This window comes from Kribbella sp. NPDC051620, from assembly GCF_044453825.1.
Taxonomy (GTDB): Bacteria; Actinomycetota; Actinomycetes; order Propionibacteriales; family Kribbellaceae; genus Kribbella.
The window spans coordinates 1-1,455 of record NZ_JBITDB010000017.1; the positions used below are offsets into that span (position 1 = coordinate 1).

Sequence of the window (1,455 nt, forward strand, 5' to 3'; positions counted from 1 at the left end):
CGGGTGTGCCCCTATGGGTTTGGTCAAGGTGTGTGGGGTGTGGGTGGGTGGTAGTGGGTATTGGTGCGGAGCATGGCGAACAGGACGTCGCAGCGGCGTCGGGCCAGGCAGATGAGGGCGGCGTTGTGTTTCTTGCCTTCGGCTCGTTTGCGGTCGTAGTAGGCGCGGCTGGTGGGGTCTGACAGTGCGGAGAACGCGGACAGGTAGAGGGCGCGTTTGAGTTTGCGGTTGCCGCCGCGTGGTGGGTGTTCGCCGCGGATGCTGGTGCCGGAGTGGTGGGTGACGGGCGCGATGCCGGCGTAGGCGGCGAGGTGTCCTGAGGTTTTGAAGGTGGAGGCGTCGCCGATCTCGAGCAGGATGCGGGCTGCGGTCCTGACGCCGATACCGGGCATCGAGGTCAGGACCTGGGCAAGAGGGTGCGCATCAAGGATCTCCTCGACTTGGGCCGCGATCATCACGCGTTGGTCCAGTACGGTCTTCAGGAGCTGGGCCAGTTGTGGCGCGATGATGTCGGCGGCGGTGGTGCCGGGGACGACGACGGTCTGCTCGGCCAGCGCGGCGCGGATGTCATCGACGAGCTTGTCGCCCATCCGCGGAGCGTGCTTGGTCGCGATCGCGGTCAACTTGCGGCGTTTGGTGGCAGCGATCCCGGCCGGTCCACCGCACCCGATCAAGATCTCCAGGACCGCGGGGTGAGTGATCCTGGGTCCCAGGACCCGTTCAAGACCAGGATGAAGCCCGGTGAGTAAACCGCGGATCCGGTTGCTGAGCCGGGTCGCCTCGACGGTCAGGTCATCGTCGAAGCCGACCAGCACATCGAGCTCGGCCAACGCCTCATCACCGGCTCCGACACGACGCAGTGTGTGAGGCAAAGTCCGGGCGGCATCAGCAATGACGAACGCGTCCCGGGCATCGGTTTTCGCGTCACCCGGATACAGATCAGCGATCCGGCGCATCGCCAGACCGGGCAGATACGCCACATCGTGTCCACACGCCCGGGCCACCGCGACCGGCAACGCACCGATCGAGGCCGGCTGATCGACCACCACCAGCAATCGTCCATGCCCAGCGAGCCTGTCGAACATCGCCCGCAACCGCGGCTCGGTGTTCGGCAACGGCGCGTCATACAACCGGCCACCAGCCGGATCCAGGCCGACCGCGTGATGGTCGCCCTTGCCGACATCCAGCCCAACAAACACCTGGTACTCGCCCACGGCCCAGTCGTCCTTCCGTCTCGTCGCCGCCTGGCCGGCCAGTCAGGCATCGACGGCCGGCAACCACGTTACGACGAGACCTACCCCCAACCAGGGTGGCCGTGTCCCTATCAGCGGTCCCTCGATGCCACCAGGCCCGGCGACAACACACCCGGGATCATGAACTTCGACTAGGTGGGAAAGTCATACCGAGCCTGGCGACCAGACCTCCCACTACGGGAGCCACCAAAACCGTAACGGG

1 protein-coding gene is annotated in these 1,455 nt (G+C 66.0%); it reads right to left on the reverse strand.

Annotated elements, in window-relative coordinates; genetic code table 11:
* Positions 1–23: 23 nt before the first annotated feature.
* The gene (locus ACIA12_RS40585) at positions 24–1,214 is read right to left on the reverse strand and encodes an IS110 family transposase (RefSeq protein WP_396372801.1); all 1,191 of its coding nucleotides are present in this window, start codon (positions 1,212–1,214) and stop codon (positions 24–26) included.
* Between the last annotated feature and the right edge of the window lie 241 nt (positions 1,215–1,455).